Here is a 26353-nt window from a genome sequence, read left to right on the forward strand (position 1 = left end):
CCCGGTGCTGCCCATGAACGCCGCGAAACCCCTCACCGTCTTCGGCCCGGACTTCCCCTTCGCGCACGACGACTGGCTGCGCCACCCCGCCGGCCTGGGCGTGCTGCCGCGCGAACGCCACGGCACCGAGGTGGCCATCGTGGGCGCCGGCATGGCCGGCCTGACCGCCGCGCACGAGCTGATGAAGCTCGGGCTCCGGCCGGTGGTGTACGAGGCCTCGCGCCTGGGCGGTCGCCTGCGCTCGCAGGCCTTCGAGGGCGGCGCGGGCGCGGTGGCCGAGCTCGGCGGCATGCGCTTCCCGCGCTCGGGCACGGCGTTTTTTCACTACGTCGACCGGCTGGGTCTGGCCACCCGCCCCTTTCCCAACCCGCTCACGCCGGCGGCCGGCTGCACGGTGGTGGACCTCGCCGGCGTGACGCACCGCGCGCGCACGCTGGACGACCTGCCGCCGCTGTTCCGCGAGGTGGCCACGGCCTGGGGCGACGCGCTCGAAGAGGGGGCGGGCTTCAGCGCCCTGCAGGATGCGCTGCGCGCGCGGGATGTGCCGCGCCTGAAAGCGCTGTGGAACGCGCTCGTGCCGCGCTGGGACGACCGCACCTTCTACGACTTCGTCGCCCAGTCCAGCGCCTTCCAGGCCCTGTCCTTCCGCCACCGCGAGGTCTTCGGCCAGGTCGGCTTCGGCACCGGCGGCTGGGACTCGGACTTCCCGAACTCGATGCTGGAGATCCTGCGCGTGGTGCTCACCGGCTGCGACGACGACCAGCACCTCGTGGTCGGCGGCGTGCAGCAGGTGCCGCAGGGCCTGTGGCGGCTGGCGCCGGGCGCTGACGAGCGGGTGCACTGGGGCGCGGGCACCAGCCTGGCCTCGCTGCACGGCGGCGCGCCGCGCCCGGGCGTGGCGGCCATCGCCCGCGCCGCCGACGGCCAGCTCGACGTGACCGACACCCTGGGCACCACCCGCCGCTACCCGGCGGTGCTGGTCACCTGTCAGAGCTGGCTGCTGACCACGCAGATCGCGGTGGAGGAGTCGCTGCTGTCGCAGGCGCTGTGGATGGCGCTGGACCGCACCCGCTACATGCAGTCGTCCAAGACCTTCGTGATGGTGGACCGGCCGTTCTGGAACGACCTGCGCGACGACGGGTGGCCGGTCATGGGCATGACGCTCACCGACCGCCTCACCCGCGGCACCTACCTGTTCGACAACGGGCCCGACCAGCCCGGCGTGATCTGCCTGAGCTACGCCTGGATGAGCGACGCGCTCAAGATGCTGCCCCACCCCACGGCGCGGCGCGTGCAGCTCGCGCTGGAGGCGCTGCGCAAGATCTACCCCGACGTGGACATCGCCCGCCACGTGATCGGCGACCCGATCAGCGTGTCGTGGGAAGCCGACCCGCACTTCCTCGGCGCCTTCAAAGGCGCCCTGCCCGGCCACTACCGCTACAACCACCGCATGTACGGCCATTTCCTGCAGGACGCGCTGCCACCGGCCGAGCGCGGCCTGTTCCTCGCCGGCGACGACGTGTCCTTCACCCCCGCGTGGGTCGAGGGCGCGGTGCAGACCGCGCTCAACGCGGTGGCCGGCATCGTGCGCCACCTGGGCGGCCAGGCGCACCCCGACAACCCCGGCCCCTGCGAGGCCTACCCCGCGCTCGGCCCGATCGCGCTGCCGGACTGACCGTCCCCATCACCCTCGCGCCCACCCCATGGACACCCGCGCCCCGCTGCACCTGGCCCTGTGGCAAACGACCCACCCCGCGCCGGCCGACGGGGCCGACAGCACCGCGGTGGCGCTGGCGCGCCTGGACGCCGCGGCCGCCGAAGCCGCCGCCGGCGGAGCGCACTGGCTGCTCACCCCCGAAATGGCGCTCACCGGCTACCTGATCGAGCCCGCCACGATCGCCGCCCGCGCCGAACCGGGCGACGGCCCGCTGCTGCGCGCAGTGGCGGACACCGCCCGCCGACACCGGCTGGGCATCGTCACCGGCTGGCCCGAAATTCCACCTGGCCTCCCGGCCGGCGTCCGCCCCTCCCGCCCCTTCAACAGCGCCGCCGCCATCGACGAACACGGCACCCTGCGCGCCGTGCACCGCAAGATCCACCTCTTCGGCGACGCCGACGCGCAGCGTTTCACCCCGGGCACGGACGCGCCCGCGGACTTCGACTGGCGCGGCTGGCGACTCGGCCTCCTGATCTGCTACGACGTGGAACACGACGTGCCGCTAGCCCACCTCGCCGCGCGCGGCGCCCACGCGGCGCTGGTGCCCACCGCCAACATGGCCGGCTTCGACGACGTGCAGCACCAGCGGCTGCCCGAGGCCGCGCGGCGCTTCGGCCTCGCCCTCGCCTACGCCAACGCCTGCGGCCACGAAGGCCCCACCGCCTACAACGGCCTGAGCACCGCGGTCGATGCGCGCGGCCATCGCCTCGCCCTCGCCGACCGCGGCGAAGCGCTGCTGCGGGTGGTGCTGGCGCCCTGAGCGGCCGCCGTCAGCGCCCGGCCCAGTAATCCGGCCGGCCGTATTCGTGCTTGAGGTAGTCGATCCACAGGCGCACGCGCAGGGCCAGGTGTTTGCGCTGGGGAAACAGGGCGTAGATGCCGTTGGGCGGTGCGGCGTAGTCGTCGAGCACGCTGACCAGCCGCCCGGCCTTGATGTCGGCCTCGACCTCCCAGGTGCTGCGCCAGGCGATGCCGTGGCCGGCGAGGCACCATTCGTGCAGCACCTGGCCGTCGCTGCAGTCCAGCGGGCCGCCGGGGCGCAGGTGCACGATGTCGCGCTCGGCGCCGCCGCTGGCCGGCATGGCGAAGGCCCAGCCGCGCGTCTGGGATGCGTCGCTGGACAGGGTGAGGCAGTCGAAGCGGGCGAGGTCGGCGGGGGTCTGGGGCGTGCCGTGGCGCTGCAGGTAGCGCGGCGCGGCCACGCACAGGCGGCGGTTGTCGGCCAGCCGCACGCTGACCAGCGACGAGTCGGGCAGGTCGCCGACGCGCACCGCGCAGTCGTAACCCTCGCCGGCCACGTCCACGACGCGGTCGCTGAGGTTCAGGGAGATCGTCACCTCGGGATGCAGCTCGCGAAAGCGCGGCACGAGCGGGGCGACGTGGCGCCGGCCGAAGCCGGCGGGCGCGGTCAGGCGCACGTGGCCACTGGCCTTCACGCCGCCGGCGCTCACGCTGGCCTCGGCGTTGGCCAGGTCGGTGAGCAGGCGCTGGCAGTCTTCGAGAAACGCGCTGCCTTCGTGCGTGAGGCTGATGCGCCGCGTGGTGCGCACGAGCAGTTTCACGCCCAGCCGGGCTTCGAGCGCGTCGAGCCGGCGACCGATGATGGCCGGCGCCACGTTTTCGGCGCGCGCGGCGGCGGTGAGGCTGCCGCGGGTGGCGACGGCCGCGAAGGTTTCGAGCTGCTTGAGCTTGTCCATGCGGCGCTCCGGCTCAAGCGCCCGCGGGCGGCGCGGTGACCGACAGGGCGGCGGCCTCGTCGGCGGTGTAGCCCAACGCGGTGAGCACGGCCAGGCTGTCGGCGCCGAGCCGCGGCGGGCTGTGCACCGGCGGGCGATGGCCGTCGAGCGTGAAGGGCAGCGGCGCGGTGGCCACCACCTCGCCGGCCCGCGCGCCGTCGGGCAGGGTGATGGGCACGAGGCCGCCGGTGGCGCGCAGGTGCGGGTCGTCGAGCAGCTGGTGGGGCGCGGTGATGGGCGCGTAGGGCAGGCCGTGGCGCTCGAACAGCGCGGCCAGTTCGGCGGCCGGGCGGTCGGCCAGGCGCTCGCGCAGCGCGGGGATCAGCCAGTCGCGCGCGGTGACGCGGCGGTTGTTGCCGGCCAGCCGCGGGTCGTCGCGCCAGTCGGCCCAGCCCATGGCGTCGCAGAACAGGGCCCACTGCGTGTCGCTCACCACCGCGAGGAAGATCTGCTCGTCCCCGGCGACCCGGAACACGTCGTAGATGCCCCAGGGCGAGATGCGCTCGGGCATGGGCCGCGCGGGCTGGCCGGTCACGGCGTACTGCAGCATGTGCTGCGCGACCAGAAAGGTGTTGTTCTCGAACAGCGCGCTCTGCACCGCCATGCCGCGGCCGGTCACGTCCCGCTGGCGCAGCGCCGCCAGCACCCCGACCGCGCCGAACACGCCGCCCATGATGTCGTTGACCGAGCTGCCCGCGCGCAGCGGGTCGCCGGGCCGCCCGGTCATGTAGGCCAGCCCGCCCATCATCTGCACCACCTCGTCCAGCGCGGTGCGGTGTTCGTATGGCCCGGGCAGGAAGCCTTTGTGGCTCACGGTGATCAGGCGCGGGTGGCGCGCGCGCAGGCTCTCGGGGTCCAGACCGAGCTTTTGCAGCGTCTCGGCCTTGAAGTTTTCGACCACCACGTCCGCTGTGGCCACCAGGCGCCAGGCCGCGGCGCGGCCGGCCTCGGTGTGCAGGTCCAGCACCACGCTTTTCTTGTTGCGGTTGAACAGCGGAAAGAAACCGGCGCCAGCGCCGAGCAGGCGGCGCGTGTTGTCGCCCGCCGGCGGCTCGACCTTGATGACCTCGGCGCCCAGGTCGCCGAGCACCAGACCGCAGGTGGGGCCCATGACCATGTGGCTGAACTCCACCACCCGCACGCCCGCCAGCGGGCCGGGCGGCGCCCCGGCCCGCTCCGGGGCGGGGCCGGCGAAAGCCGGGGGGTCGTCGGTGGGCGATGGGGTGGATGGCATGGTCGGCTCCGGGCTCACGAAGCCCCGATTACACACATAAAAGTCATGGATCCATGCCGATCGGGGCCATCAATGAATGGATTTGTCTGAAATACAGTGCGAGGCATGGAAAAACCGCGCGCGGTCCTGTTTGATGCCTATGGCACGCTGTTCGACGTGTACAGCGTGGGGCTGCTGGCCGAGCAGCTCTACCCCGGGCTGGGCGCGCGACTGGCGCAGCTCTGGCGCGACAAGCAGATCGACTACACCCGCCTGGTGACGACCAGCAACGACGGCCGCCACTACCGCCCCTTCTGGGACCTGACCGAACGCGCGCTGCGCTACGCCATCGAGGCGCTGGTGCCCGCGGCCCGGGCCGACTGGGCCGCCCACGCCGAGGGCGCGTCGCGGCTGATGAACCAGTACCGTCACCTCTCGGCCTTCCCGGAAAACCGCGAGGTGCTGCAGGCCCTGAAGGCGCGCGGCGTGGTCACCGGCATCCTGAGCAACGGCGACCCGGACATGCTGGGCATCGCGGTGCGCAGCGCGGGCCTCGACGGGCTGCTCGACCACGTGATCAGCGTCGATCCGGTGCGCCGCTTCAAGACCCACCCCGAGGCCTACGCGCAGGGCGAGCGGGCCACCGGCGTGGCGCCGGCGCACACGCTGTTCGTCAGCAGCAACGGCTGGGACGCCCTCGCCGCCACCTGGTACGGCTTTCGCACGCTCTGGGTGAACCGCCAGAACCTGCCCTTCGAACAACTCGACACCCAGCCCACCCGCACCGGCAGCAGCCTGCGCGACGCGCTGGCCTTTTTCTGATTTCCCTTCCCGTTCTTCTTGTCCACCCACCGGAGCAACCATGACCGCCCGCACCACCGTCCACGGCCTGCACGTGGCCACCGAGCTGTACGACTTCATCAACCAGCAGGTGCTGCCCGGCACCGGCGTCGACCAGGCCGCCTTCTGGCAGGGGTTTGACCGCATCGTCAGCGACCTGGCGCCCAAGAACGCGGCGCTGCTCGCCGAGCGCGACCGCCTGCAGACCGAACTCGACACCTGGCACAGCGCCAACCCCGGCCCGGTGACGGACATGAAGGCCTATCGCGCCTTCCTGGAAACCATCGGCTACCTCGTGCCCACGCCGAAGAAGGTGAAAGCCACCACCAAGAACGTCGACGACGAACTGGCCGTGCAGGCCGGCCCGCAGCTGGTGGTGCCGATCCTGAACGCCCGCTACGCGCTCAACGCCGCCAACGCGCGCTGGGGCAGCCTGTACGACGCGCTGTACGGCACCGACGTGATCAGCGAAGACAAGGGTGGCGAGAAAGTCGGCAAAAAGGGCGGCTACAACCCCAAGCGCGGCGCCAAGGTCATCGAGTACTGCCGCCATGTGCTGGATCGCTGCGCGCCGCTGAAGAAGGGTTCGCACGTCGGCTCCACCGGCTACAAGATCAACAAGGACGGTGAACTTGTCGTGGCCCTGGCCGACGGCGGCACCAGCAAGCTGGCCGACAAGTCGCAGCTGGTCGGCTGGCAGGGCGAGGCCAAGAAGCCCAGCGCCGTGCTGCTCAAGCACCACGGCCTGCACCTGGAAATCCAGATCCGCCCCGACACCCCGATCGGCAAGACCGACGCGGCCGGCGTGAGTGACCTGGTGGTGGAGGCCGCGCTGTCCACCATCCTCGACCTGGAAGACTCCGTCGCCGCGGTGGACGCCGAGGACAAGGTGCTGGCCTACCGCAACTGGCTGGGCATCCTGCAAGGCACGCTGACCGAGTCCTTCGAGAAGGGTGGCCAGGTGCTGACCCGTGGCCTGAACCCCGACCGCGAGTACCAGACCGCCGGCGGCAAGACGCTGCGTCTGCACGGCCGTTCGCTGATGTTCGTGCGCAACGTCGGCCACCTGATGACCAACCCGGCCATCCTGTGGGGCGCCCCGGGCGCCAAGGACCTCAAGGAGATCCCCGAAGGCATCATGGACGCGGTGGTCACCACCACCATCGCCCTGCACGACCTGAAGAAGTCCAAGAAGGACGCCATCCGCAACTCGCGCAAAGGCTCGGTCTACATCGTCAAGCCGAAGATGCACGGCCCGGCCGAGGTGGCGTTTGCCGCCGAGCTGTTCACCCGCGTCGAGCAGCTGCTCGGCCTGCCCGACAGCACCGTCAAGCTGGGCATCATGGACGAGGAGCGCCGCACCTCGGTCAACCTCAAGGCCTGCATCGCCGCGGCCGCCAGCCGCGTGGCCTTCATCAACACCGGCTTCCTCGACCGCACCGGCGACGAGATGCACACCGCCATGCTCGCCGGCCCGATGGTGCGCAAAGGCGACATGAAAACCAGCGCCTGGATTCAGGCCTATGAGCGCAACAACGTGCTGGTCGGCCTGGCCTGCGGCCTGCGCGGACGGGCGCAGATCGGCAAGGGCATGTGGGCCATGCCGGACCTGATGAAGGCCATGCTGGAGCAGAAAATCGTCCACCCCAAGGCCGGCGCCAACACCGCCTGGGTGCCCTCGCCCACCGGCGCCACCCTGCACGCGCTGCACTACCACCAGGTGCTGGTGTCCGACGTGCAGAAGGCGCTGGAGCAGGTCAACGAAGCCGCCGAGCGCGACAACCTGCTGACCGGCCTGCTGACCGTGCCGGTGAGCAGCAACCCGAGCTGGAGCGACGCCGAGAAGCAGGCCGAGCTGGACAACAACGTGCAAGGCATCCTGGGCTACGTGGTGCGCTGGGTCGATCAGGGCGTGGGTTGCTCCAAGGTGCCCGACATCAACGACGTCGGCCTGATGGAAGACCGCGCCACGCTGCGCATCAGCAGCCAGCACATCGCCAACTGGCTGCACCACGGCATCGTGAGCGAAAAGCAGGTGCGCGACACCTTCGAGCGCATGGCCGCCAAGGTGGACAAGCAGAACGCCGGCGACAAGCTCTACCGCCCCATGGCCGGCAACGCCGCCACCAGCCAGGCCTACCAGGCCGCGCTGGACCTGGTGTTCAAAGGCAAGGAGCAGCCCAGCGGCTACACCGAGCCGCTGCTGCACGCCTGGCGCCTGAAGGTGAAGGCCCAGTAAGCCCCACCGCGATCTGAAGCTGGCACAAGCGGCGCCCTGCGGGGCGCCGCTTTTTTGCACCCCGACGACGATCCACCATGCCTCCCACCCCGCCTTTCGACCACCTCATCTTCGACGCCTGCGACCACGGCGACGGCACCGGCAGCTGGGAGGCGATGGCCAGCGTGATGCCGGACGCGCTGCCGGTGGTGCGGGCGCAGGCGCAGGCGGCGCTGGAGGATGCGGGGCGGCAGGCGCCGGGCCCGCGCGGTCCGCTGGACGACGGCGGTGCGTGGGACGCCGATCTGAGCGAGGCGCCGGACGACGGTGGCCGGGTGCGGGTGGTGCTGGTGATCACGGGGCCCTGGGACTGGGGCGAGGCGCTGGTGGACGCCTGGTCCGCCGAGGGCTGAGGGCGCTGGCCCGGGAGTTGCTCGCCGGGTGGGCATGACCGAGCCCACCCCCACCCCGCAGCCGGCGCCCGAGCCCGGCGTGGCCGCGCTGAGCAAGCTCGACAGCGCGCTGCTCAACATCCTCGTCAAGGACGGCCGCGCCTCGTTCGCCGACATCGCGCGGCAGCTGGGCATCTCGCGGGCCCACGCGCGCGCACGGGTGCAGGCGCTGCAGGCCAGCGGCGTGATCGAGCTGTTCGCGGCGGTGATCAACCCCGAGAAGCTCGGGCAGGTGAACTCCACCTTCCTGGACATCCAGGTCGCGCCAGCGCACATCGAGGCGGTGGCACAGGAACTGGCCGACTGCCCGGAGGTGGTGAGCCTGTACATCATGAGCGACCTGCGCAGCCTGCACGTGCACGCGCTCACCCGCAGCCCCGAGGATTTCGAGGGCTTCGTGCGCCGGCACATCTTCAACCGGCCGGCGATCCTGTCGGTGGACTGCAAGACGCTGCTCACGCGGGTGAAGAACCGGCGCGGCGGCGCGCGCCTCTGAGCGCCGTCCAGGCTGGTGCGCCCGCACCGGCGGGGTGCGCGGTGACCGAATGTTCACGCGCGACCGGCGTGGATGCATCGTGCGCATGCACACAGTGGCCAAGCGGCGCCAGCGACTGAACAAATGTTCACGCAGCGCGCCGCCGTCTGTCCAAACGACAGTGGTCCGCAGCGGCCAACGCCCCAGATCGGGCGTCTCGCCGGGCTGACAGGCGCGCTGTCAAACCCGGGTCTTCGGGAAAAAGATCAATCAAATCAATGATCTTCCGAAACCCCGCGGGGTGGCACAGCGGTTGCAAAGTGCGGTGGCGAGCCGCCTGACAAATGGCAGCCGTCCGCGTTTCAACCCACCACCCCGGAGTTTCACCATGACCCTCGCCCGTCGCCAATTCCTGTCGCGCGCCGCCGTGGCCGCCCCTGTGCTGGCCGCCCCCGCCGTGGTCAGCGCGCAAAGCCGCATCACCTGGAAGATGACCAGCGCCTACCCCAAGGGCGCGCCGTTCTACATGGACGGCCCGGGCAGCGCCACCGACCTGGCCCGCCGCATCCGCGAGATGAGCGACGGACGGCTGAACATTCAGGTGTTCGGCGCGGGCGAGCTGATCCCGGCCTTCGAGGGCTTTGACGCGGTGCGCGCCGGCACCGTGGAGATGAACCACGCCAACAGCTATTTCTGGACCGGCAAAACCTTCGCCGCCCAGTACTTCACCGCCGTGCCCTTCGGGATGAATTTCCAGGGCATGAACGGCTGGTTCTACGACGGCGGCGGCATCGACCTGTGGAACGAGGTGTACGCCCCGTTCGGCATGGTGGCCATGCCCTGCGGCAACACCGGCGTGCAGATGACCGGCTGGTTCAAGAAGGAAATCAAGAGCGTGGCCGACCTCAAGGGCCTGAAGATGCGCATCCCCGGCCTGGCCGGCAAGGTGTACGCCAACCTGGGCGTGGATGTGAAGGTGCTGCCGGGCGGTGAGATCTTCCCGGCGCTGGAGCGCGGCGTGATCGACGCGGCCGAGTTCGTCGGCCCCTTCCAGGACCGCCGCCTGGGCCTGCAGAAGGCCGCCAAGTTCTACTACACCACCGGCTGGCACGAGCCGGCGACCGTGTCGGAACTGCTGATCAACAAGGCCGCCTGGGACAAGCTGCCCAAGGACCTGCAGGCCATCGTGAGCAACGCGGCCGCCGCCTGCAACGTGATCAGCGAGGGCTGGTGCCAGAAGGCGAACTCCGACGCGATGGAGGACCTGAAGAAGCAGGGCGTGACGGTCCGTCCGCTGCCGGATGACGTGATCAAGGCGCTGAAGGCCGAGACCGACAAGGTGCTGGCCGAGTCGATCAAGGACCCGCTGGTCAAGAAGGTGCACGACTCCTATTTCGCGTTCAAGGCCAAGTACGACCGCTGGAGCGAGGTGAGCGAAGAGGCTTACCACCTCAAGGTCCGCGGCTGAGGGAGTGGGAGCCATGGTGCACGCGCTGCGGCGGCTCGCCGCCCTGATTGAAGGACTCATCGACCGGCTGGGCAACCTGACCGCCTGGATCGCGCTGGTGATGATCGGCCTGGTGGCCACCAACGTGCTGCTGCGCTATTCCATGAGCGTGGGCTCGGTGTGGGCGCAGGAGCTGGAGTGGCACCTGCTGGCCGCCCTGATCCTGCTGGGCATGAGCCACGCGCTGCAGCGCGGCGACAACGTGCGGGTGGACATCTTCTACGCCCGCTACCAGCCCGCCACCAAGCGGGTCGTTGATGTGGTGTCGGCCCTGCTGCTGATCGCGGTGGCGGTGGCCTTCATCCTGCTCTCGCTGGGCTATGTGCAGCAGTCGTGGAGCGTCAACGAGGCCTCACCCGACCCCGGCGGCATCCCCTACCGCTGGGCGGTGAAGGCGCTCATCCCGCTGGGCTACGGCTTGCTCGTGCTGCAGCAGATCGCCCACCTGATCCGCCTGCTGACCAACCCGCTCACCCCCGCCGCGGAGGCCCGCCATGTTTGAACCCTCCACCTACGCGGTGCTGATGCTGGTCGGCTTCTTCGTGATGCTGATGATCGGCATCCCGGTGGCGGTGAGCATCGCCACCGTGGGTTTCGTGTTCGGCTGGCTCGGCTTTGGCGACACGCTGTTCAACCTGCTGCCGGCCCGCGTGTACGGCATCGTCGGCGGCTACCAGTGGATGGCGATCCCGCTGTTCGTGTTCATGGGCGTGATGCTGGAGAAGTCGCGCCTGGCGGACGACCTGCTCGACGTGATGGGCCACCTGGCCGGCGGCGTGAAGGGCGGCATGGCGATCGGCATCGTGCTGTTCGGCGTGTTGATGGGCGCGACCACCGGCATCGTCGGCGCCACCATCATCACGCTGGGCCTGCTGACGCTGCCCACGCTGATCCGCCGCGGTTACGACAAGAGCGTGTCCTGCGGCGTGATCTGCGCCTCCGGGACGCTCGGCCAGATCATCCCGCCCAGCCTGATCCTGATCCTGCTGTCGGACATCATGCAGCAGTCGGTCGGCACGCTGTTCGCCGCCGCAGTCGGCCCCGGCCTGCTGCTGGCGGGCATCTACATCGTGTACCTGCTCATCATGGGCTGGCTGCGGCCGGCGTCGATGCCGCCGCTGCCCGCGGCCGAGCGCGACGCGGTGTCGCGCCGCGAGCTGTGGGTGCGTTTCTTCAAGGTGCTGGTGCCGCCGGTGCTGCTGGTGGTGGCGGTGCTGGGCTCGATCGTGGGCGGTGTGGCCGCCCCGACCGAGGCGGCCAGCATGGGCGCGGTGGGGGCGGTGCTGATCACCGCGCTGTCCGGCCGCTTCACCTGGAAGACGCTGAAGGACACGGCGCTGGAGACCAGCAAGATCACCGCGGTGATGATGTTCATCCTGATGCTGGCGCAGGTGTTTGCGCTGTCCTTCCGCGGGCTGCAGGGTGAGGAGCTGATCGCGGCGATGTTCGAGGCGCTGCCCGGCGGCGTGAACACAGCCATCTGGTTCATGATGTTGATGATCTTCGTGCTCGGCTTCTTCATCGAGTGGATCGAAATCAGCTACATCGCGGTGCCGCTGTTCCTGCCGATCCTGCTGAATCTGGGCGTGGACCCGATCTGGCTGGCCATGCTGATCACGGTGAACCTGCAGACCAGCTTCCTGACGCCGCCGTTCGGCTGGGCGCTGTTCTACCTGAAGGGCGTGGCGCCGCCCGAGGTGAACATCAAGGACATCTACAAAGGGGTGGTTCCGTTCATCGCGCTGCAGCTGTTCGCCTTGTTGCTGGTGTTCCTGTTCCCGCAGATCGCGCTGTGGCTGCCCAAGGCGATCGGCTGGTGACGCGATGGAACTCCTCACCCAACAAGGCCTGCCCTGGCTGCTGGCGCTGGCCGCGGCGCTGGCGGCCACCGGGCTGATCGCCGGGGCGCTGGCCGGCCTGCTCGGGGTCGGTGGCGGCATCGTGATCGTGCCGGTGCTCTACCACCTGTTCACGCTGCTGGGCATCGACGAGTCGGTGCGCATGCACGTGGCGGTGGGCACCTCGCTGGCCACCATCGTGCCCACCTCCATCATCTCCAGCCGCGCGCACCGCCGCCGCGGCAGCCTGGACATGGCGCTGATCCGCCGCCTGCTGCCCGGCGTGGTGGTGGGCGTGGCGGTGGGCGCGGTGGCCAGCCGCTTCCTGGCCGGGCCGTGGCTCACAGCGGTGTTCGCCACCGTGGCGATGGCGGTGGCGCTGAACATGGCGCTGCGCCGCGACGGCACCGCGTGGGCCGACGGCCTGCCCGGCCCGGCGGGCACCGCGCTGCTTGGCGGCGGCATCGGCGGTCTGTCCACGCTCATGGGCATCGGCGGCGGCACGCTTTCGGTGCCGCTGCTCAGCGGGCTGCGCGTGCCGATGCACACCGCCGTGGGCACCGGCGCGCTGCTCGGGCTGGTGATCAGCGTGCCAGGCGCGCTGGCCTTCGTGGTCAACGGGCTCGATGTGCCGCAACGCCCCCCGCTGAGTGTGGGTTACGTCAACCTGCTCGGCTTCGCGCTCATCGTGCCCGCGACAATGGTGTCCACCGGCTGGGGCGCCGCGCTGGCGCACCGCATCAACGCCCGGCGCCTGCGCCAGGTGTTCGCCCTGTTCCTCGCGCTGACCGCGCTGCGCATGTTCGCCGGGCTGGCCTGAGCCCCGCGGCGGCGACACCACACCACTCCGGAGACCTGTCTTGATCCACACCCTGAAGTCCCTCGGCGGCATGGCCGTGGCCCCCCACCACCTGGCCGCCCAGGCCGCCCGCGACGTGCTGCGCGAGGGCGGCAACGCGGTGGAAGCCATGGTGGCTGCCGCCTCCACCATCGCGGTCGTCTACCCGCACATGAACGCCATCGGCGGCGACGGCTTCTGGCTGATCCACGAGCCCGGCCAGCCGCCGGTGGCCATCGAGGCCTGCGGCCCGGCCGCCGCGCTCGCCACCCCCGCTTTCTACGCCGGCCAGACCGCCATCCCCGCCCGCGGCGCCACCGCCGCCCTCACCGTGGCCGGCACGATCGGCGGCTGGCAGCGCGCGCTGGAGGTCTCGGCCGGCTGGGGCGGCCGCCTGCCGCTGACCCGCCTGCTCGGCGACGCCATCCGCCACGCCACCGACGGCATCGTGGTCACGACCAGCCAGGCCGCCCTCACCGCCCAGAAACTCGACGGCCTGAAGGACGCTCCGGGCTTCGCGTCCACGTACCTCATCGACGGCCGACCGCCGCGTCCGGGCGAGGTGCTGCGCCAGCCCGCGCTGGGCCGCACGCTCACCCAGCTGGCCGAGCGCGGGCTGGACGACTTCTACCGCGGTGAGCTGGCCGAGCGCCTGGGCGCCGGCCTGGCGCGCGTGGGCAGCCCGCTGCGCACCAGCGACCTCGCCGCCTACCGCGCGCGCTTCGTGGAGCCGCTGTCGGTGCGGCTGGCGGACAGCACCGTCTACAACCTGCCGCCGCCCACGCAGGGCCTGTCCACGCTGATGATCCTGGGCCTGTTCGAGCGGCTCGGGGTCACCGAGGGCGAAGGCTTCGCCCATGTGCACGGCCTGGTGGAAGCCACCAAGCGCGCCTTCCGCGTGCGCGAGCGCGTGGTGACCGATCCGCAGCGCGCCCCGGCCGACCCGCGCGGTTTCCTCATCCCCGCCACGCTCGATGAACTCGCCGCCGACATCGACCCCGCCCGCGCCCTGCCCTGGCCCGAGCCCACGAAACCCGGCGACACGATCTGGATGGGCGTGATCGACGCTCAGGGCCGCGCGGTCAGCTTCATCCAGAGCGTGTACTGGGAGTTCGGTTCGGGCACCGTGGTGGGCGACACCGGCGTGTGCTGGCAGAACCGCGGCACCAGCTTCTCGCTCGACCCCGCCGCGCTGAACACCCTGGCGCCGGGCATGAAGCCGTTCCACACGCTCAACCCCTCGCTGGCGCTGTTCGACGACGGTCGCGTGATGCCGCTGGGCACCATGGGTGGCGAAGGCCAGCCCCAGACCCAGGCCGCCGTGTTCACCCGCTACGCGCGCTTCGGCCAGACCCTGCAGCAGGCCGTGACGGCGCCGCGCTGGCTGCTTGGCCGCACCTGGGGCGACGTGAGCACCACGCTCAAGCTGGAAAGCCGGTTCGACCCGGCGCTCGTGCAAGCCCTGCGCGACGCGGGCCACGCGGTGGAACGCCTGCCCGAGGCCTACAGCGACACCATGGGCCATGCCGGCGCCCTGCTGCGCCACCCCAACGGCGTGATCGAAGGCGCGGCCGACCCGCGCAGCGACGGCGCGGTCGCGGCGGTCTGATCCGGGCCGCCGGGCCCGCCGGCCCACGCCCGTGGAACCCGGGCGGGGCAGCGGCGCGCGTCTTCCGGGACAATCGCGGGCTTTGCCTACATCCGCGGCCCGCGCCGCGTCCCGCCCGTGCCCCACTCCACCGCCGGCAGCCCGCTGCCCCTGATCGACGGCCTGAAGGCCGTGGCCTGCCAGGCCATCGTGCTGCACCACCTGGCCTTCTATGGCCCCATGTCCGACGCCACGATGGCGCTCGCGCCCGACCTCGTGCGCTGGTTCAGCGCCGACGCGCGCATGGCCGTGCAGGTGTTTCTCGTCGTGGCGGGCTTCCTGGCGGCGCGCAGCCTCGCGCCAGACGGCGTGCTGCTCGCGACGCCGCCGGCGCGGTTGCTGTGGCAGCGCTACCTGCGGCTGGCGTTGCCGTTCGCGGCTGCGCTGGCGGTGGCGATCGGCTGCAGCGCGCTGGCCGAGCGCTGGATGGACCACGACTCCATCCCGCCGCCGCCCGGCGCGTGGCAGCTGGTGGCCCATGCCCTGCTCCTGCACTCCCTGCTGGACGTGGAATCCCTCACGGCGGGCGCGTGGTACGTGGCCATCGACCTGCAGCTCTTCGCGCTGCTGCTGGGCCTGCTGTGGCTGGCGCGCGCGGCGCGGCTGTCCGCGCGGGCGCTGGTCGCGGCGGTCGCGGTGGCCTCGCTGTGGCACTTCAACCGCGACAGCGACTGGGACGTCTGGGCGCTGTATTTCTTTGGCGCCTATGGCCTGGGTGCGATGGCCTGGTGGTGCACCCGCCCGGCCGCCGGCCCCGCCGGCCGGCGCTGGCTGGTCGCGCTGGCGCTGCTCGCGGTGGGCGCGCTGGCGATCGACTTCCGCGAGCGCATCGCCCTGGCGCTGACCACCGCGCTGCTGCTGGCCGCCTCGGTCCACACGCCGGTGCTGCACGCCTGGGCGCGCCACGCAGCGGTGGCCTACGCCGCGCGCATCTCGTACGCGGTGTTCCTGCTGAACTTCCCCATCGCGCTGGTGGTCAACGCGGCCTTCGCGCGCTTCGCCCCGGCCGACCCGTGGGTGCAGACCGGCGGCGTGTTGCTGGCCTGGCTGGCCTGCAACGTGGCGGGCGCCTTCTTCTACCGCGCCGTGGAGCGGCCACTGGACCGCTGGATGCGCGCGCCGCGGCTCAGCGGGCCCGCGCCACGTCCAGCGCGCTGACGGCGCCGGCGCGGTTGCCCCACGACTGACGCACAAAACTCGCGACCGCAGCCACCTCGTCGTCGGTCAGCGCGCTGCGGTACGGCGGCATGCCGAAGGGCCGCGGGTGGGCGGCGGTGGCGGGGGTGAAACCGCCGCTGAGGATGGCCTGGATGGTGTTGACCGGCGAGGTCTGGGTGACCGCGCGGTGGCCGGCCAGCGCCGGGTAAATGCCCGCCGCGCCTTCGCCGGCGTCGCCGTGGCATTGCGCGCAATGCTGCTCATACAGCCGCGCGCCGCGGGTCAGCAGGCGGTCTTCGGCGGGCTCGAACGCCGGGCGGTCCACCGGCCGGGCGGGCAGGCTGTGCAGGTAGGTGGCCATGGCGCGCAGGTCGGCCTCGGGCAGGTGCTGGGTGCCGTCTTTCACCACCGCGGCCATCGGGCCGAGCACGCTGGCGTGGCGGTTGCGGCCGTCGCGCAGCAGGGCCACCGTGTCGTCGGGCGACCAGCCGGCCACGCCGCCCTCGCCCGCGTCGTGCAGCGAGGGCGCCCACCAGCGGCCGTCGGGCATGAGCCCGCCGTCGAACCGGTCGATGGCGCTGCCGCCCAGCGCGCTGCGCTCGGCGTGGCAGGCGGCGCAGTGCGCGACACCCGTGACCAGGTAGGCGCCGCGGTTCCACGCGGGGCTCTGCGCGGGGTCGGGCACATACTCGCCCGGCTCGAAATACACCGCCCGCCACAGCGCCAGCGCGGTCTGGGTGTTGTAGGGAAAGCGCAGCGCGTGGGGCGCGGGCGCCCGCGTCACCGGCGGCAGCGTGCGCAGGTGCAGGTAGAGTGCGTCCACGTCGTCGCGGCTCAGGCGGGTGGTGTGGGTGTAGGGGAAGGCCGGGTAGAGCAGGCGGCCGTCGCGCGACTGCCCGTGGTGCAGCGCGCGCCAGAACTCGCCGGCGGTCCAGCGGCCCAGGCCGGTGTCGGGGTCGGGCGTGAGGTTGCTGCTGACGATCAGGCCGAAGGGGGTGGTGATGGCGTGGCCACCGGCGCCGGGCTCACCGCCGCGCGCGGTGTGGCAGGCCAGGCAGTTGCCGGCACGCGCCAGCAACGCACCCCGCGCCAGGCGCTCGGCCGTGGCCTCGGGCGCCGGGCCCACGGGGGCCGGCACGCCGCGGCGCTCCAGCACGACCGCGGTCGTCAGCGCGAGCGCGGCCACGATGGCACCCGCCACGATCGTCCACCCGGCCCGGGCGGCGCGACGGTTGGGCGTGGCGCTCACCGGAACACCCCCGCATCCGGCCCGCAGCGCAGCGGCAGCGGCCCGGGCAGGCCGGCGGCCGGCTTGGCGTCGGCCGGCACGGGTTGCGCCGCCAGCCAGGCCGCCACGGCGCCCACGTCCGCCCCGCTGAGGCGGCGGGCGATGTCGGCCATGCAGTCGGGCGCGGTGGCGCGGCGCATGCCGGTCTGCCAGGCGCCGAGCTGACCGATCAGGTAGTCGCGCGGCAGGCCGAGCAGGCCAGGGATGCCGGGCTGCACGCCGGTCATGCGCTCGCCGTGGCAGCTGTTGCAGGACGGCAGCTGGCGCGCCGGGTCGCCCTGGCGCACCAGGCGCTCGCCGCGCGCCAGCGTGGCCGCGTCGGCGGGCGTGGGCGGCGGCGGCGGGTAGGGCAGGTCGAGCGAGGCGAAGTGTTCGGCGATCTCGCGCAGGTAATCGTCGGTCAGCGGATCGAGCAGCGCGGTCATGCCCACGGCCTGGCGGCGGCCGTCGCGGAAGTGGCGCAGCTGGTTGTGCAGGTAACCGGCCGGTTTGCCGGCGATGCGCGGGAAATACCCGTCGGGCGTGGCCCGGCCTTCGGCGCCGTGGCAGGCGGTGCAGACCAGCATGCGCTGGGCCAGCGTGTCGGGCACGGTGTGGGGCGCGGCGCGGGGAGGTCCGGGCGGTGGAGCGGCATGGACCGCCCCCAGCGCCGACGACAAGGACAGCAGCAGGGCGGTCCGCAGGACGGCCAGAAGCAGGGGCATGGGATGGGGTCGGAGGCCGGGCGGCAGGTGCCCGAAGACAAGACAGACGCCGGGAAATTACCATACCCCCTTGGACTCCACATCCCGCCCCGCAGCCCACCCCAGTCTCCCCGCGCCCGCCGGTGCCGATCCCACCCGCTGCCCGCTGTGCGGCGGCGACAACCGCTGCGCCCTGGAGATCGAGCGCGCCACCGGCCAGCCCCAGCCGCCTTGCTGGTGCGTGGACACCGCGTTCCCGCCCGGGCTGCTCGACACGCTCCCGCCCGACGCGCAGGGCGTGGCGTGCGTGTGCGCGGCCTGCGTGCGCGCGGCCGCGCAACGCCTGCCATGAGCGCCGCCGCCGATCCGGGCAGCCTCGATGCCCTGCGCGCGCGCTACGGCGCGCGCTACCGCTGGTTGCTGCTGTTCGCGGTGATGGTGGGCACGATGGCGTCGATCATGTCCTCGACCATCATCAACGTGGCCATCCCCGACATGAGCCACCACTTCACGCTCGGCCAGGAGCGCGCGCAGTGGGCGACCTCGGGCTTCATGGCGGCGATGACCGTGTCGATGCTGACCACACCATGGCTGCTGGCGCGCTACGGCTACCGGCGCACCTACAGCGGCTGCATGGGGCTGCTGCTGGCCGGGGGCGTGGTGGGCGGGTTTGCCAACGACTACCCGCTGGTGCTGGCCGCGCGGGTGGCCGAGGGGCTGGCGGCGGGCGTGGTCCAGCCGATCCCGGCCATCATCATCCTGCGCGCCTTCGATGCCCACGAGCAGGGCCGCGCCAGCGGCGTGTTCGGCATGGGCGTGGTGCTGGCGCCGGCGCTGGGGCCGAGCATCGGCGGTCTCTTGGTCGACGCCTTCGGCTGGCGCTCCATCTTTTTCATGGTGGTGCCGTTCTGCCTGGCCTCGCTGTGGCTGGCGCGGCGCTTCGTGCCCACCACCTCGCCCGGCGGCGGCGCCGCCAACCCGCAGGGCAACGCCCTCGACACCGTCGGCCTGCTGCTGGCCGCCGCCGGCACGCTGTGCCTGCTCAACGGGCTGGTGCAGCTGCAGGGCGGGCCGCCGCTGGGCGCCCTGGGGCTGCTGGGCAGCGCGGCCGGCCTGCTGCTGGCCTTCATCGCCTGGCAGCGGCGCCCGCGGCGCCGCGGCGCCGCCGAACCGCTGATGAACCTCGCCCTATTCGCCGACCGGCGCTTCGCGATGGGCAGCGTCGTCGCGTTCATCTACGGCGTGGCGCTGTTCGGCTCCACCTACCTGCTGCCGGTCTACATGCAGCTCGGGCTCGGCCTGTCGGCCTCGGCGGTCGGCGCGGTGCTGCTGCCGGCCGGGCTGGTGCTGGCGGTGTGCATCGCGCTGGTGGGCCGGCTGGCGGACCGGCAACCCACCCACCGGCTGGTCAGCCTGGGCCTGCTGCTGCTGGCCGCGTCGTTCGCGCTGATGCTCACCGTCCGACTCGACCGGCCCGCGGCCATCATTCCGCTGCTGATGGTGTGGGCGGTGCTGGGACGCATCGGCCTGGGCTTTATCCTGCCCTCGCTCAACATCGGCGCCATGCGCGGGCTGTCGCGCGCGCTGATCCCGCAGGGGTCGAGCGTGATCAACTTCCTGCGCATGCTCGGCGGCGCGGCCGGCGTCAGCCTGTGCGGCATCGTGCTGGAATGGCGCGTCGCGGCCCACGGCGTGCGGCTCGACAGCGGACCCCCCAGCGCCGCGCGGCTGGCGGCCTTCGACGAAACCTTCGTGATGCTCGCCCTGATCTGCGCCGCCGCGCTGTGGGCCGCGTGGCGGCTGCGCGATGCGCCGCCCGGTGCCCACAGCGCCCACCCTGCAGGACAATAGACTCCCCCTCGGCCACCCAACCGCCCGCCCCCGGACACCCCATGTGCCAGCTGCTCGGCCTGAACTGCGCCACCCCCACCGACGCGACCTTCAGCTTCACCGGGTTCCGCGAACGCGGCGGCCACACCGACCACCACGCCGACGGCTGGGGCATCGCCTTTTTCGAGGGCAAGGGCCTGCGCCTGTTCATCGACCACGAGAGCGCCGCGCAGTCGCCGATGGCCGCGTTCCTGCAGGCCTATCCGCTCAAGAGCCGCAACATCATCGCCCACGTGCGCAAGGCCACGATCGGTGAAGTCGCGCTGGAAAACGCCCACCCCTTCGTGCGCGAACTGTGGGGGCGGCAATGGGTGTTCGCCCACAACGGCGACCTCAAGGACTACCAGCCCAAGCTGCACAGCCACTTCCGCCCGGTCGGCAGCACCGACAGCGAACGCGCCTTCTGCTGGCTGCTGCAGGAACTGCACAAGTCCCATGCCGCCTTGCCCAGTGTGACCGAACTGACCCACACGCTGCGCGAACTGATCCCGCGGGTCGCCCACTTCGGCACCTTCAACTTCCTGCTCTCCAACGGTGAAGCCCTCTGGGCCCACTGCAGCACGAACCTGCACTGGCTGGTGCGCCAGCACCCCTTCACGCAAGCCACGCTCAAGGACTGCGACTGGACGGTCGACTTCGCCGAGGTCAACCAGCCCGGCGACCGCGCCGCCATCGTCGTCACCACGCCGCTCACCACCAACGAAGCCTGGACCGCGTTCGCCGCCGGCGAGCTCAAGGTCTTCATCGATGGCCAGCCGCAGGAGGGCGTCTGACATGAACGCCTGGCTCCTGCTGGGTATCGCGATTGCGGCCGAGGTGGTGGGCACCACCGCCCTCAAGGCCAGCGAGGGTTTCACCCGCCCCGGTCCGGTGGCGCTGGTGGTCGCCGGCTATGGCGTGGCCTTTTACTGCCTGTCGCTGGTGCTGCGCAGCATCCCGGTCGGTGTGGCCTACGCGGTGTGGTCGGGCCTGGGCATCGTGCTCATCACGCTGGCCGCGTGGTGGTTCTACGGTCAGCGCATCGACACCGCCGGCCTCATCGGCATGGGCCTGATCGTCGCCGGCGTGCTGGTGCTCAACCTGTTTTCGGCCAGCAGCGGGCACTGAGCGCGCCCGCGCGGCGTCAGGCCAGCGCCGCCTCCAGCGCATCGACGAACATCGCCGGCACGTCGAAGCCGGTCTGGTCGTGGATTTCCTGGAAACAGGTCGGGCTGGTGACGTTGATCTCGGTCACGCGGTTGCCGATCATGTCGAGCCCCACCAGCAGGAGGCCCCGCGCGGCCAGCACGGGCGCCATGGCTTCGGCCACGGCGCGGTTGTCGTCGCTCAGCGGCTGGGCCACGCCCTTGCCGCCGGCGGCGAGGTTGCCGCGCACCTCACCGCCCTGCGGAATGCGGGCCAGCACATACGGCGCGACGCGACCTCCGATCAGCAGCAGGCGCTTGTCACCGTCCACGATCTCGGGCAGGTAGCGCTGCACCATCACGCTGGTGTGGCCGCCGCCGTTGAGGGTTTCGATGATGGAGCCGAGGTTCATGCCGTCGGGGCCGACGCGGAAGATGCCCATGCCCCCCATGCCATCGAGCGGCTTGAGGATGATGTCGCGGTGCTCGGCGTGGAAGTGGCGGATGGCTTCGGGCGAGCGGGTCACCAGCGTGGGCGGTGCGTACTGCGCGAATTCCATGAGCGCAAGCTTTTCCGGGTGATCGCGCAGCGCGGCGGGCTTGTTGAAGACGCGCGCGCCCTCGCGCTCGGCCTGCTCCAGCAGGTGGGTGGCGTAGAAGTACTCGCTGTCAAAAGGCGGGTCCTTGCGCATGACCACCGCGTCGAAATCCTTGAGCGCTTCGCGGGCCTGGTGCGTCACGCGGTACCAGTCGTCGGCGTGGCCGGTCAGCTGGATGCGCCGCACCAGCGCCGTCACGGGCTGGCCGCCCTGCCACTGCAGGTGCGCGGGCTCGCAGGCGGCCACGGCATGACCGCGGCGCTGCAACTCGCGCATCATCGCGAAGGTGCTGTCCTTGTAGGTCTTGAAGCTGGCGAGGGGATCGGCGACGAAGAGGATGTTCATGGGGCGCGGCGGTGGGATCGGCCGTACTGTTGCACAAACAGCGCGATCGCGCCGGCGACCACGCCCCAGAAGGCCGAGCCGATGCCGGCGATCACCACGCCGCTGAGGGTGACGAGGAAGGTGATCAGCGCGGCCTCGCGGTGGGTGTCGTCCTTCAGCGCGGTGTGCAGCCCACCGCCAATGCTGCCCAGCAGCGCGATGCCGGCGATGGCCATGACCAGCTCGCGCGGGAAAGCCAGCAGGAGGCCGGTGACGAGCGCGCCAACCAGCCCGATCGCGGCGTACAGCAGGCCGCAGACCACCGCCGCGGTGTAGCGTTTGTCGCGGTCCGGGTGGGCCTCGGGGCCCATGCAAATGGCGGCGGTGATGGCAGACAGGTTGAGCGCAAACGCGCCGAAAGGCGCCAGGACCAGGGTCGCCACGCCAGTCAGGGTGATCAGCCGCGAGACGGGCATGTCGTAGCCGGCCGCACGGATCGCGGCCACGCCCGGCAGGTTCTGCGAGGCCATGGTGACGATGAACAGTGGCAAGGCCAGGCTGGTGAACGCCGCGAGCGAAAAGGCCGGCGCGGTGAACACCGGCACCGCCCACTCCAGCGCCACCGCCCCCGCGTTGAAGCGTCCGGACGCCAGCACCTGCATGACACCGGCGGCGAGCGTGAGCACCACCGCATAGCGCGGCGCGACACGGCGCGCGACGAGATAGGTCAGCAGCATCAGCACCACCAGTCCCAGGGCCGTCTGCGCCGCACCGAACGCCTGCAGGCCGAAGCGCGCCAGCACGCCCGCCAGCAGGGCGGCGGCAATGGCCATCGGTATGCGGTTCATCACCCGCTCAAACCAGCCGGTGGCCCCGGCCAGCGTGATGAGCAGGCCGCTCATGAGGAAGGCACCCACCGCCTCGGCCATGCTGAAACCACCGGAAATGCCGGCGCTGGCCAGCACGGCCGCGCCCGGCGTGCTCCACGCCACCATCACCGGCTGGCGCAGCCACAGCGAGGGAAGCGCCGAGCACAGCCCCATGCCCAGGCCCAAGGCCCACATCCAGGAGGTGATCTGGGCCGGCGTGGCGCCAAAGGCCTGAGCGGCCTGGAACACGATGGCCACCGAGCTGGTGAAGCCGACCAGCACCGCCACGAAGCCAGCGATCGCCGCAGAAAGGCTGAGGTCCTTGAAAAATCGCATCGCGCGATTGTGCGGGCTTCGGTGGCCAGCTTCCTTGGGCGGTTTCGGTGGCCGGCTTTGCCGGATCCGTCGCGTGGGTGGGCCGCGGGCCGCACGGGGCCCCGGACCAGGTCTGTCAGATCTCCACCTTCGAGCCCAGTTCGATCACCGCATTGGTGGGCAAATTGAGGAAGCTGGCCGCGCCGGAGGCGTTGTGGTGCATCTGGGCGAACAGCTTTTCGCGCCAGGGCGCCATGCCGCTGTGCAGGGTGGGCGTGACCACGTCGCGGGACAGAAAGTAGCTGGTGGTCATATTGTCGAGCTCGCAGCCCCGGCCGCGCAACTGCTGCAGCGCCTTGGGCACATCGGGGTCGTTCTTGAAGCCGTAGTTCAGCGTGACCGCCCAGCAGTCGTGGCCCAGGGGCTCGACCGCCACCCGCTCGTCCAGGCCGATCCACGGGACCTCGTGGTGGCGCACGGTGACGAACAGGTTTTGTTCATGCAGGACCTTGTTGTGCTTGAGGTTGTGCAGCAGCGCGTTGGGCACGATGCCGGGCTCGGCCGACAGGAACACCGCCGTGCCGGCCACGCGCGTGGGCGGGCTCACGAACACCGCGTCGAGAAACGACGGCAGGTCCAGCGCGTCGGCCGCCTGGGCCTGCTTCATCAGGCTGCGCCCCTGCTTCCAGGTCATCATGAGGATGAACACCACCCCGCCAATGAGCAGCGGGAACCAGCCGCCGTCGAACAGTTTGAGCAGGTTGGAGGCGAAGAAGGCGAGGTCGATGACGAAGAAGGCGCCGGTGGCGGCGATGCACAGCCACAGCGGGTATTTCCAGCCGTACCGGATCACGAAGAAGGTGAGCACGGTGGTGATCAGCATGTCCAGCGTGACCGCAATGCCGTAGGCGGCGGCCAGATTGCTGGAGGACTTGAACATCACCACCGCCAGCACGATGGCCGCGAACAGCGCCCAGTTGACGAAGGGAATGTAGATCTGGCCGGTGTCCCGCACGCTGGTGTGGCGCAGGGCCAGGCGCGGCAGGAAACCGAGCTGGACCGCCTGTTTGGTCACGCTGAAGGCCCCGGAGATGAGTGCCTGCGAGGCGATCACGGTGGCCATCGTGGCCAGAACCACCAGCGGCAGCAGCAGCCAGTCGGGCGCCATGTTGTAGAAGGGGTTCTTCACCGCCGTCGGATCGTCCAGCAGCAGCGCGCCCTGGCCGAAGTAGTTCAGTGTCAGCGCGGGCATGACCAGGCTGAACCACGCGATGCGGATCGGCCGTTTGCCGAAGTGGCCCATGTCGGCGTACAGCGCCTCACCGCCGGTGACGACCAGCACGACCGCGCCCAGGATGATGAAGGTGGTGCCCGGCTGCTCCAGCATGAAGCGCAGCGCGTGGTGCGGGCTGATCGCCAGCAGGATTTCGGGGTGGTGCGCGATGTGACTCACGCCGAGCGCAGCGATGGTGAGGAACCAGACAACGGTGATCGGTCCGAAGAAGCGCCCGATGCCCCCGGTGCCGCGCTTCTGCACGGCAAAGAGCGCAAACAGCACGATCAGCGTGATCGGCACCACGTAGCGTTTGAAGTGCGGCGAGACGACCTCCAGGCCCTCCACCGCCGACAGCACCGAAATCGCCGGAGTGATCACGCCGTCGCCATAGAAGATGGCGGTGCCGAAGATGCCGATGACCACCAGCGTGCTGCGCAGGCGGGGCTGGTCTTTCACGGCGGTGGACGCCAGGGCCAGCATGGCGATCAGGCCGCCTTCACCGCCGTTGTCGGCCCGCAGCACCAGCGTCACGTATTTCAGTGAGACGATGGTGGTGAGCGTCCAGAACAGGATGGACAGGATGCCGTAGACGTTGTCGTGGGTGAACGGAACGTGGCCGGAGCCAAACACTTCCTTGACGGCATACAGCACGCTGGTGCCGATGTCGCCGTACACCACCCCCACGGCGCCCAGGGTGAGCGCGGCCAGAGACGATTGGGAACGGGACACAAGACTCCCCGCGGTGGGCGCGGGGTCGGTTGTCGAGAGAACGCCATTCTCCGCCCGCGATACCCCGGGCGCCAATGGAGCCACCGGCCTAAACCGGCCCGGCGGTGGCTCCATGTTGCAGCGCAGCAACTGCCGCCCGGTCAGCTTGCCGGGGCAGCAGCGCTCAGTCGAAGTTTTCGGCTTCCGGGTCGGTGGCTTCGAGCTCGTAGCTGGCCGCCAGCATGGCCAGGCGACCGATCACGCCGTACATGTAGAAGCGGTTGGGCACGCTGGCGCCCGGTTTTGCGCCGGGCTGGGGCAGCTGTGCGCTCTGCTCAAAGGCCAGCGGCACGAAGCTGGAGCCGGGCGCGTTGAGGTTCTCATCGACACCGCGGTCGGCGTGGATGCGGTAGAAGCCGCCCACGACGTAACGGTCCATCATGTAGACCACCGGCTCGGCGACGGCGCTGTTGATGCGCTCGTTGGTCAGCACGCCTTCCTGGATGATGACCTCGGTGACGGCGCGACCGCCCTGGGCGGTCGCCATGCGGGCCTTGGCCGCCGGTGTCAGAGCGTCGATGTCCTTGACGTCGCGCACCGTCATGATGCCCATGCCGCCGGTGCCGTTGTCGGCCTTGACCACCACGAACGGCTTCTCGTTGATGCCGTATTCCTTGTACTTGCGCCGGATCTTGGTGAGCAGGGCATCGGTGTTGCTTCGCAGGCACTCCAGCCCGGCGCTGGCCGCGAAATCGACCGACCCGCACTGGGTGAACATCGGGTGGATGAGCCACGGGTCCATGCCGAGCAGCTTGCCGAAGCGCTTGGCAACTTCCTCGTAGGCCTTGAAGTGCGTGCTTTTGCGGCGGGTGCTCCAGCCCGCGTGCAGCGGCGGCAGCAGGTACTGTTCGTGCAGGTCCTCGAGGATGCCCGGCACGCCGGCGGAGAGGTCGTTGTTGAGCAGGATGGTGCAGGGGTCGAAGTTCTTCAGCCCGAGGCGGCGCTTGCTGCGGTGCAAGGGCTCCAGCGTGACGGTGTCCCCGCCGGGCAGTTCGATCTCGGTGGGTTCGGTCACGTCGTTCGACAGCGAACCCAGCCGCACCGACAAGCCGGCCATGTAGAAGATCTTCTGCAGCGTGGCGAGGTTGCTGAGATAGAAGGTGTCGCGCGCGTTTTCGGGGATGAGCAGCAGCGCCTTGGCCTCGGGGCAGATCTTCTCGATCGCCGCCATCGCCGCCTGCACGGCCAGCGGCATCATTTCCGGGGTCAGGTGGTTCCAGCCGCCCGGGAACAGGTTGGTATCGACCGGCGCGAGCTTGAAGCCGGCGTTGCGCACGTCGACCGAGCTGTAGAACGGCGGGGTGTGCTCCATCCACTCCAGCCGGAACCAGCGCTCGATGACCGGCGTGGACTCGAGGATGCGCTGCTCGAGTTCGTTGATGGGGCCCTGCAGGGCGGTGACGAGGTGGGGGACCATGCTGGATTGGATGCCCCCCGCGCCGCCTGCGGCGTCACCCCCCACTGGGGGGCGTCAGCGACGGCCCGGCAGAGCCGGTTCCGTGCTGACCTCGACGCGTCTGGCGCTGCGTGGAAGCTGACGGTGGTGGTGTTGAGATCGGTGGACGCTGTGAGGATAT

Annotated in this window: 24 protein-coding genes; 16 read left to right on the forward strand and 8 right to left on the reverse strand. The window is 70.9% G+C overall.

Annotation, left to right across the window (positions count from 1 at the left end):
- Positions 1–13: 13 nt before the first annotated feature.
- Together AC2D80_RS13915 and AC2D80_RS13920 are read left to right on the forward strand one after the other, a co-directional pair.
- Positions 14–1675 carry a flavin monoamine oxidase family protein gene (locus AC2D80_RS13915; protein ID WP_484633631.1) on the forward strand — a complete coding sequence of 554 codons (1662 nt, stop codon included), beginning with the start codon at positions 14–16 and terminating at the stop codon, positions 1673–1675.
- A gap of 28 nt (positions 1676–1703) precedes the next feature.
- Positions 1704–2477, forward strand: a complete 774-nt coding sequence (locus tag AC2D80_RS13920; RefSeq protein ID WP_484633632.1) for a nitrilase-related carbon-nitrogen hydrolase — start codon at positions 1704–1706, stop codon at positions 2475–2477.
- 10 nt (positions 2478–2487) lie between these two features.
- Here the strand turns inward: AC2D80_RS13920 and AC2D80_RS13925 are convergent, their stop codons facing one another.
- Positions 2488–3414, reverse strand: coding sequence for a LysR family transcriptional regulator (locus tag AC2D80_RS13925; protein WP_484633633.1), 927 nt, complete (start codon positions 3412–3414; stop codon positions 2488–2490).
- Positions 3415–3427: 13 nt separating this feature from the next.
- Entirely contained in the window at positions 3428–4687 is a 1260-nt protein-coding gene (locus tag AC2D80_RS13930; RefSeq protein ID WP_484633634.1) for a CaiB/BaiF CoA transferase family protein, read from the reverse strand.
- A 105-nt stretch (positions 4688–4792) separates the two neighbouring features.
- Between AC2D80_RS13930 and AC2D80_RS13935 the strand changes: the two genes are divergently transcribed.
- The 10 genes from AC2D80_RS13935 (at position 4793) to AC2D80_RS13980 (ending at position 15640) form a co-directional block, all read left to right on the forward strand.
- The gene (locus AC2D80_RS13935) at positions 4793–5488 is read left to right on the forward strand and encodes a haloacid dehalogenase type II (RefSeq protein ID WP_484633635.1); all 696 of its coding nucleotides are present in this window, start codon (positions 4793–4795) and stop codon (positions 5486–5488) included.
- 40 nt (positions 5489–5528) lie between these two features.
- The gene (locus AC2D80_RS13940; RefSeq protein ID WP_484633636.1) at positions 5529–7745 is read left to right on the forward strand and encodes a malate synthase G; all 2217 of its coding nucleotides are present in this window, start codon (positions 5529–5531) and stop codon (positions 7743–7745) included.
- Between the two features lie 77 nt (positions 7746–7822).
- The gene (locus AC2D80_RS13945; RefSeq protein ID WP_484633637.1) at positions 7823–8137 is read left to right on the forward strand and encodes a hypothetical protein; all 315 of its coding nucleotides are present in this window, start codon (positions 7823–7825) and stop codon (positions 8135–8137) included.
- 34 nt (positions 8138–8171) lie between these two features.
- Positions 8172–8672 carry an Lrp/AsnC family transcriptional regulator gene (locus AC2D80_RS13950; RefSeq protein ID WP_484633638.1) on the forward strand — a complete coding sequence of 167 codons (501 nt, stop codon included), beginning with the start codon at positions 8172–8174 and terminating at the stop codon, positions 8670–8672.
- Between the two features lie 367 nt (positions 8673–9039).
- Positions 9040–10119: a TRAP transporter substrate-binding protein gene (locus AC2D80_RS13955; RefSeq protein WP_484633639.1), complete on the forward strand. Its 1080-nt coding sequence runs from the start codon at positions 9040–9042 to the stop codon at positions 10117–10119.
- A gap of 13 nt (positions 10120–10132) precedes the next feature.
- Complete coding sequence (locus AC2D80_RS13960) at positions 10133–10660, forward strand: TRAP transporter small permease subunit (RefSeq protein ID WP_484633640.1); 528 nt, start codon at positions 10133–10135, stop codon at positions 10658–10660.
- Positions 10653–11978, forward strand: a complete 1326-nt coding sequence (locus AC2D80_RS13965) for a TRAP transporter large permease (RefSeq protein ID WP_484633641.1) — start codon at positions 10653–10655, stop codon at positions 11976–11978. The genes AC2D80_RS13960 and AC2D80_RS13965 overlap by 8 nt, the downstream gene beginning before the upstream one ends.
- Positions 11979–11982: 4 nt before the next feature.
- The gene (locus tag AC2D80_RS13970) at positions 11983–12816 is read left to right on the forward strand and encodes a sulfite exporter TauE/SafE family protein (RefSeq protein ID WP_484633642.1); all 834 of its coding nucleotides are present in this window, start codon (positions 11983–11985) and stop codon (positions 12814–12816) included.
- Positions 12817–12856: 40 nt separating this feature from the next.
- Positions 12857–14443: a gamma-glutamyltransferase family protein gene (locus AC2D80_RS13975; RefSeq protein WP_484633643.1), complete on the forward strand. Its 1587-nt coding sequence runs from the start codon at positions 12857–12859 to the stop codon at positions 14441–14443.
- 117 nt (positions 14444–14560) lie between these two features.
- Positions 14561–15640: an acyltransferase family protein gene (locus AC2D80_RS13980; RefSeq protein ID WP_484633644.1), complete on the forward strand. Its 1080-nt coding sequence runs from the start codon at positions 14561–14563 to the stop codon at positions 15638–15640.
- Here the strand turns inward: AC2D80_RS13980 and AC2D80_RS13985 are convergent.
- Complete coding sequence (locus AC2D80_RS13985; RefSeq protein WP_484633645.1) at positions 15609–16889, reverse strand: c-type cytochrome; 1281 nt, start codon at positions 16887–16889, stop codon at positions 15609–15611. The genes AC2D80_RS13980 and AC2D80_RS13985 overlap by 32 nt on opposite strands.
- Complete coding sequence (locus AC2D80_RS13990) at positions 16886–17632, reverse strand: c-type cytochrome (RefSeq protein WP_484633646.1); 747 nt, start codon at positions 17630–17632, stop codon at positions 16886–16888. The genes AC2D80_RS13985 and AC2D80_RS13990 overlap by 4 nt, the downstream gene beginning before the upstream one ends.
- 70 nt (positions 17633–17702) lie before the next feature.
- Here AC2D80_RS13990 and AC2D80_RS13995 point away from each other — a divergent pair, with 70 nt between their 5' ends.
- The 4 genes from AC2D80_RS13995 to AC2D80_RS14010 are packed head-to-tail and all read left to right on the forward strand — an operon-like array spanning position 17703 to position 20608.
- On the forward strand, positions 17703–17963 hold the full coding sequence (locus AC2D80_RS13995) for a cysteine-rich CWC family protein (protein ID WP_484633647.1): 261 nt from the start codon (positions 17703–17705) through the stop codon (positions 17961–17963).
- Positions 17960–19462: an MFS transporter gene (locus tag AC2D80_RS14000; RefSeq protein WP_484633648.1), complete on the forward strand. Its 1503-nt coding sequence runs from the start codon at positions 17960–17962 to the stop codon at positions 19460–19462. Before AC2D80_RS13995 ends, AC2D80_RS14000 begins: the two co-directional genes overlap by 4 nt.
- Positions 19463–19503: 41 nt before the next feature.
- On the forward strand, positions 19504–20274 hold the full coding sequence (locus AC2D80_RS14005; RefSeq protein ID WP_484633649.1) for a class II glutamine amidotransferase: 771 nt from the start codon (positions 19504–19506) through the stop codon (positions 20272–20274).
- A gap of 1 nt (position 20275) precedes the next feature.
- Positions 20276–20608 (forward strand): DMT family transporter, encoded by a 333-nt coding sequence (locus AC2D80_RS14010; RefSeq protein WP_484633650.1) that lies wholly within the window; start codon positions 20276–20278, stop codon positions 20606–20608.
- Between the two features lie 16 nt (positions 20609–20624).
- Here AC2D80_RS14010 and gshB read toward each other — a convergent pair whose 3' ends face one another.
- From gshB to gshA, 4 genes are all read right to left on the reverse strand, one after another.
- Entirely contained in the window at positions 20625–21569 is a 945-nt protein-coding gene (gene gshB / locus AC2D80_RS14015; RefSeq protein ID WP_484633651.1) for a glutathione synthase, read from the reverse strand.
- Positions 21566–22753, reverse strand: coding sequence for a benzoate/H(+) symporter BenE family transporter (locus tag AC2D80_RS14020; RefSeq protein ID WP_484633652.1), 1188 nt, complete (start codon positions 22751–22753; stop codon positions 21566–21568). Before AC2D80_RS14020 ends, gshB begins: the two co-directional genes overlap by 4 nt.
- 115 nt (positions 22754–22868) lie before the next feature.
- On the reverse strand, positions 22869–24737 hold the full coding sequence (locus AC2D80_RS14025) for a potassium transporter Kup (RefSeq protein ID WP_484633653.1): 1869 nt from the start codon (positions 24735–24737) through the stop codon (positions 22869–22871).
- 163 nt (positions 24738–24900) lie between these two features.
- Positions 24901–26193, reverse strand: a complete 1293-nt coding sequence (gshA, locus tag AC2D80_RS14030; protein WP_484633654.1) for a glutamate--cysteine ligase — start codon at positions 26191–26193, stop codon at positions 24901–24903.
- Positions 26194–26353: the final 160 nt, after the last annotated feature.

The sequence above is a fragment of the Hydrogenophaga sp. T66 genome, assembly GCF_057219855.1.

What these genes read in the sequence shown, in the direction of transcription:
- AC2D80_RS13915 (WP_484633631.1), top strand. Translation starts at nt 14, where the DNA reads ATGAACGCCGCGAAACCCCTCACCGTCTTCGGCCCGGACTTCCCCTTC.
- AC2D80_RS13920 (WP_484633632.1), top strand. Translation starts at nt 1,704, where the DNA reads ATGGACACCCGCGCCCCGCTGCACCTGGCCCTGTGGCAAACGACCCAC.
- AC2D80_RS13925 (WP_484633633.1), bottom strand. Translation starts at nt 3,414, where the DNA reads ATGGACAAGCTCAAGCAGCTCGAAACCTTCGCGGCCGTCGCCACCCGC.
- AC2D80_RS13930 (WP_484633634.1), bottom strand. Translation starts at nt 4,687, where the DNA reads ATGCCATCCACCCCATCGCCCACCGACGACCCCCCGGCTTTCGCCGGC.
- AC2D80_RS13935 (WP_484633635.1), top strand. Translation starts at nt 4,793, where the DNA reads ATGGAAAAACCGCGCGCGGTCCTGTTTGATGCCTATGGCACGCTGTTC.
- AC2D80_RS13940 (WP_484633636.1), top strand. Translation starts at nt 5,529, where the DNA reads ATGACCGCCCGCACCACCGTCCACGGCCTGCACGTGGCCACCGAGCTG.
- AC2D80_RS13945 (WP_484633637.1), top strand. Translation starts at nt 7,823, where the DNA reads ATGCCTCCCACCCCGCCTTTCGACCACCTCATCTTCGACGCCTGCGAC.
- AC2D80_RS13950 (WP_484633638.1), top strand. Translation starts at nt 8,172, where the DNA reads ATGACCGAGCCCACCCCCACCCCGCAGCCGGCGCCCGAGCCCGGCGTG.
- AC2D80_RS13955 (WP_484633639.1), top strand. Translation starts at nt 9,040, where the DNA reads ATGACCCTCGCCCGTCGCCAATTCCTGTCGCGCGCCGCCGTGGCCGCC.
- AC2D80_RS13960 (WP_484633640.1), top strand. Translation starts at nt 10,133, where the DNA reads ATGGTGCACGCGCTGCGGCGGCTCGCCGCCCTGATTGAAGGACTCATC.
- AC2D80_RS13965 (WP_484633641.1), top strand. Translation starts at nt 10,653, where the DNA reads ATGTTTGAACCCTCCACCTACGCGGTGCTGATGCTGGTCGGCTTCTTC.
- AC2D80_RS13970 (WP_484633642.1), top strand. Translation starts at nt 11,983, where the DNA reads ATGGAACTCCTCACCCAACAAGGCCTGCCCTGGCTGCTGGCGCTGGCC.
- AC2D80_RS13990 (WP_484633646.1), bottom strand. Translation starts at nt 17,632, where the DNA reads ATGCCCCTGCTTCTGGCCGTCCTGCGGACCGCCCTGCTGCTGTCCTTG.
- AC2D80_RS14000 (WP_484633648.1), top strand. Translation starts at nt 17,960, where the DNA reads ATGAGCGCCGCCGCCGATCCGGGCAGCCTCGATGCCCTGCGCGCGCGC.
- AC2D80_RS14005 (WP_484633649.1), top strand. Translation starts at nt 19,504, where the DNA reads ATGTGCCAGCTGCTCGGCCTGAACTGCGCCACCCCCACCGACGCGACC.
- AC2D80_RS14010 (WP_484633650.1), top strand. Translation starts at nt 20,276, where the DNA reads ATGAACGCCTGGCTCCTGCTGGGTATCGCGATTGCGGCCGAGGTGGTG.
- gshB (WP_484633651.1), bottom strand. Translation starts at nt 21,569, where the DNA reads ATGAACATCCTCTTCGTCGCCGATCCCCTCGCCAGCTTCAAGACCTAC.
- AC2D80_RS14020 (WP_484633652.1), bottom strand. Translation starts at nt 22,753, where the DNA reads ATGCGATTTTTCAAGGACCTCAGCCTTTCTGCGGCGATCGCTGGCTTC.
- gshA (WP_484633654.1), bottom strand. Translation starts at nt 26,193, where the DNA reads ATGGTCCCCCACCTCGTCACCGCCCTGCAGGGCCCCATCAACGAACTC.